This is a genomic window from Roseovarius sp. A-2, assembly GCF_002072155.1.
Classification (GTDB): domain Bacteria; phylum Pseudomonadota; class Alphaproteobacteria; order Rhodobacterales; family Rhodobacteraceae; genus Roseovarius.
Window position 1 is genome coordinate 1 of the sequence record NZ_BDIY01000062.1, and the last position, 4585, is coordinate 4585.

Below are 4585 nucleotides of genomic sequence, written 5' to 3' on the forward strand. Positions count from 1 at the left end.
GCTTGACATTTTTCCAGCAATCGTATTCCGTATACGAAATTTCGACAGCGAGTCTTATAGGGAGGAAACCCATGTCGACACAGATACGCGTTCTGCTTGCGAAGGTTGGTCTGGATGGCCACGACCGTGGCGTGAAGGTTGTTGCGCGGACGCTGCGGGACGCTGGTATGGACGTTGTCTATTCGGGTCTGCACCGGACGCCGGAAGAGGTGGTGACGGCGGCGGTTCAGGAGGACGTGGACGTTCTGGGCGTGAGCCTTCTGTCGGGGGTCCAGATGACGGTGTTCCCGAAGATCTTCGCGCTTCTGAAGGAGAACAACGTAGAGGACATGATCGTCGTCGCGGGCGGTGTGATGCCGGACGAGGATGTCGTTGAGCTCAAGAAGATGGGCGTTGCCGAGGTGCTGCTTCAGGACACGCCGCCGCAGCACATCATCGACACGCTGACCGGTCTGGTGGATGCGCGGGGGCCGCGCTGATGGCGGCACGGATGGAACAATGGTCCTGGCCGCCGCGCTATGACGACGGCTACTTTCCGGACCCGGACAGCCGGTACTGGTTCCCGCATCGCGAGACCATGCCGCAGGCGGATCGCGAGCCGGCGATCCTTGCGCGGCTGCAGGAGCTCTGCGCCTATGCTTGGGACAATGCGCCGTTCTACCGGCGCAAGTGGGACGAGGCGGGGTTCCACCCCAGCCACCTGAAATCGCTCGAGGACTTCGAGGACAAGGTGCCGGTGATCCGCAAGGCGGACCTGCGGGCCTCGCAGGCGGCGCATCCGCCGTTCGGCGATTACCTCTGCGTGCCGGACAGCGAGATCCACCACCTGCACGGCACCTCGGGGACCACCGGTCGGCCGACGGCCTTCGCGATCTCCCAGAATGACTGGCGGTCGATCTCGAACGCCCATGCGCGGATCATGTGGGCGATGGGGATGCGGCCCGGCGACACGATCTGCGTGGCGGCGATCTTCAGCCTCTACATGGGCAGCTGGGGCGCGCTGGCGGGGGCCGAGCGGCTTGGCGCGAAGGCGTTTCCCTTCGGGGCAGGGGCCTCGGGGATGTCGTCGCGCTGCGCGCAATGGCTCGACATGTTGCAGCCGGCGGGGTTCTACGGCACGCCGACCTACGCCATCCACCTGGCCGAGACCGCCATCAAGGACGGGCTCGATCCGCGCAAGTTCGGCCTGAAATACATGTTCTTCTCGGGCGAGCCGGGGGCGTCGATCCCGTCGATCCGCGACCGTATCGAGGATCTCTACGCGGCCAAGGTCTATGACAGTGGCTCAATGGGCGAGATGACGCCGTGGATGCATGTGGGCGGCTCGAAGGAGACGCCGGGCATGCTGTGCTGGCAGGACGTGGTCTACACCGAGGTCTGCGATCCGCAGACCCACCGCCGGGTGCCTTACGGCCAGCGCGGCACGCCGGTCTACACCCATCTCGAGCGCACCAGCCAGCCGATGATCCGGCTTGAATCGGGGGATCTGACGGTCTGGACCAATGACGCCACCCCCTGCGGGCGGACCTATCCGCAGCTGCCGCTGGGCATCATCGGCCGGGTCGATGACATGATCACGATCCGCGGCGAGAACGTCTACCCGTCGGAGATCGAGGCGGCGCTGTGCCAGCTCGAGGGCTACGGCGGCGAGCACCGGATCTTCATCACCCGCGAGGGGGTGATGGACGAGATGATGGTCTCGGTCGAGCTTGACGCGGAGCGTTGGGCGCGCGGCCCCGAGGTGCACAAGGCCTTCCACGCCGAGGTCGCCACGCATCTGCACAACATGCTGGGGCTGCGCTCGGTGATCGAGATCGTGGGTCCGGGCACCCATCCGCGCACCGACTTCAAGGCCAAGCGGGTGGTCGACGACCGCGCCGCCTTTGCCGAGATGCTGAAGCGCCAGGAAGAGGTGTCGGGATGATGGCCAGACCCTTCATTCCCTCTCTCGATCTGATCGAGCCGGCGTCGCGAGGCGAGACCTGGGCGGTGGCGCGGCTGATCAGCCGGGCCGAGGCCAACACCCCCGAGGTGCGCGAGGCGATCGGCCAGATCTACAAGCGGGCCGGGGCGGCGCATGTGATCGGCATCACCGGGGTTCCGGGCTCGGGCAAGTCGACGATGGTCAACAAGCTGGTGCGCAAGCTGCTGGATGGCGGCGAGCGCGTGGCGGTGGTGGCGATCGACCCGTCGAGCCCCTATTCCGGCGGCTCGATCCTGGGCGACCGGATCCGCATGTCGGACCTGGTGCTGGATCCCAACGTGTTCATCCGCTCGATGGCGACGCGGGGCGCGGTGGGCGGCATGGCCCATGCGGCGCTGGACGTGGTCGACATCCTCGATCTTGCGGGCTTCGACCGGATCATCATCGAGACGGTGGGCGTCGGCCAGGACGAGGTGGAGATCGCCAAGTCCTCGCACACCACGGTGGTGGTCTCGGCGCCGGGGCTCGGCGACGAGATCCAGGCGATCAAGGCCGGCATTCTCGAGATCGCCGACCTGCACGTGGTCTCCAAATGCGACCGCTCGGATGCCAACCGTACGATCACCGACCTCAAGATGATGCTCAAGGACGGGCTCGGCGGGGCGCTGACCCGCGGCTGGGTGCCGCCGGTGATCGGCACCAGCTCCTATGACGACCAGGGCTTCGGGGATCTCATCGCCGGCTTCGACCGTCATCTTGCCCATCTCGACGGGCCTGCGGGCCTGGCCCGTCGCGAGCAGATCTCGGAGTTCCGCCTCAAGAAGGCCGCCGAGGCGCTGATGCTCGAGGCGCTGCGTGCCAGTCCCGAGTTCGGACCGCAGGGCCGGCGCGTCGCGGCGCGCCAGACCGACCCCTACGCCGCCGCGAGCGGAATCGTGAAACAGTTTACGACGGAGACATCCCATGTCTGACACCATCAGCCGCACCAGCCCCGAAACCGTCGCCAAGTCGGTCGAGGATTGGGAAAACACCGAAGTCGCCGACTTCGTCGCCCGCGCCCCCGAGCGCAAGGAACAGTTCTTCACCCTCGGCGACTTCCCGGTTAAGCGCACCTACACCGCCGCCGACATCGCCGACACCCCGGCCGAGGACATCGGCCTGCCGGGCAAGTACCCGTTCACCCGCGGGCCCTATCCGACCATGTACCGCGGCCGCAACTGGACCATGCGCCAGATCGCCGGCTTCGGCACCGGCGAGGACACCAACAAGCGCTTCAAGTTCCTGATCGAGCAGGGCCAGACCGGCATCTCGACCGACTTCGACATGCCCACCCTCATGGGCTATGACAGCGACCACCCGATGTCCGACGGCGAGGTCGGCCGCGAGGGCGTCGCCATCGACACGCTGGCGGACATGCGCGCGCTGCTCGACGGCATCGACCTCGAGAAGATCTCGGTCTCACTGACCATCAACCCGACGGCCTGGATCCTCCTGGCCATGTACATCGCGCTCTGCGAGGAGCGCGGCTACGATCTGAACAAGGTGTCCGGCACCGTGCAGGCGGACATCCTCAAGGAATACATGGCGCAGAAGGAGTATATCTTCCCGATCACGCCGTCGGTGCGCATCGTGCGCGACATCATCTCCTACTCGACCAAGACGATGAAGCGGTACAACCCGATCAACATCTCGGGCTACCACGTCTCCGAGGCAGGGTCCTCCCCCCTGCACGAGGCGGCCTTCACCCTGGCCAACCTCATCGTCTACGTCGAGGAGGTGCTCAAGACCGGCGTCGAGGTCGATGACTTCGCGCCGCGTCTTGCCTTCTTCTTCGTCTGTCAGGCGGACTTCTTCGAGGAGATCGCCAAGTTCCGCGCCCTGCGTCGGTGTTACGCCAAAATCATGAAGGAACGGTTTGGCGCGAAGAAGCCCGAGTCCATGCGTCTGCGCTTCCACTGCCAGACCGCGGCGGCCTCGCTGACCAAGCCGCAATACATGGTCAACGTCATGCGCACCACGACGCAGGCGCTGGCGGCGGTTCTGGGCGGCGCGCAGTCGCTGCACACCAACGGCTATGACGAGGCCTTCGCCATCCCGACCGAGCACGCCATGCAGCTGGCGCTGCGCACCCAGCAGGTGATCGCCGACGAGACCGGTGTCACCCAGGTCGTCGACCCGCTCGGCGGGTCCTACTTCGTCGAGAGCCTGACCAACGACTACGAGAAGAAGATCTTCGAGATCCTGGACGAGGTCGAGGAGCGCGGCGGCGCCATCAAGCTGATCGAAGAGGGGTGGTTCCAGAAGCACATCGCCGATTTTGCTTATGAAACCGCGCTGCGCAAGCAGTCCGGCGAAAAGCCGGTGATCGGGGTCAACCGCAACATCATCGACGAAAGCGACGTCAAGATCGAGGTCCACCCTTACGACGAGACAACCGCAAAGCGCCAGGTCGACCGCACCAAATCCGTCCGCGCAAACCGCGACGAGGCAAAGGTCCAGGCGCTCCTCGACGAGCTCATCGAAACCGCACAGGACGAGACCAAAAACCTCATGCCCGTTACCATCCAGCTCGTCAAGGAAGGCGCTACAATGGGCGACATCGTCGAAAAACTCAAAACCATCTGGGGCACTTACCGAGAAACACCGGTGTTTTGAGATGGG

The 4585-nt window shown here is 65.1% G+C and carries 4 protein-coding genes; all 4 read left to right on the forward strand.

Annotated elements, in window-relative coordinates; translation table 11 throughout:
- The first annotated feature begins 71 nt into the window (after positions 1-71).
- From BHD06_RS22365 to BHD06_RS22380, 4 genes are read left to right on the forward strand one after another with little or no spacing between them, the layout of a single operon-like run.
- Positions 72-479, forward strand: a complete 408-nt coding sequence (locus BHD06_RS22365) for a cobalamin B12-binding domain-containing protein (RefSeq protein ID WP_080459153.1) — start codon at positions 72-74, stop codon at positions 477-479.
- Positions 479-1924, forward strand: a complete 1446-nt coding sequence (locus tag BHD06_RS22370) for a phenylacetate--CoA ligase family protein (protein WP_080459154.1) — start codon at positions 479-481, stop codon at positions 1922-1924. The genes BHD06_RS22365 and BHD06_RS22370 overlap by 1 nt, the downstream gene beginning before the upstream one ends.
- Complete coding sequence (gene meaB, locus BHD06_RS22375) at positions 1921-2895, forward strand: methylmalonyl Co-A mutase-associated GTPase MeaB (protein WP_254892576.1); 975 nt, start codon at positions 1921-1923, stop codon at positions 2893-2895. Before BHD06_RS22370 ends, meaB begins: the two co-directional genes overlap by 4 nt.
- Positions 2888-4579, forward strand: a complete 1692-nt coding sequence (locus BHD06_RS22380; protein WP_080459155.1) for a methylmalonyl-CoA mutase family protein — start codon at positions 2888-2890, stop codon at positions 4577-4579. Before meaB ends, BHD06_RS22380 begins: the two co-directional genes overlap by 8 nt.
- Positions 4580-4585 lie beyond the last annotated feature (6 nt).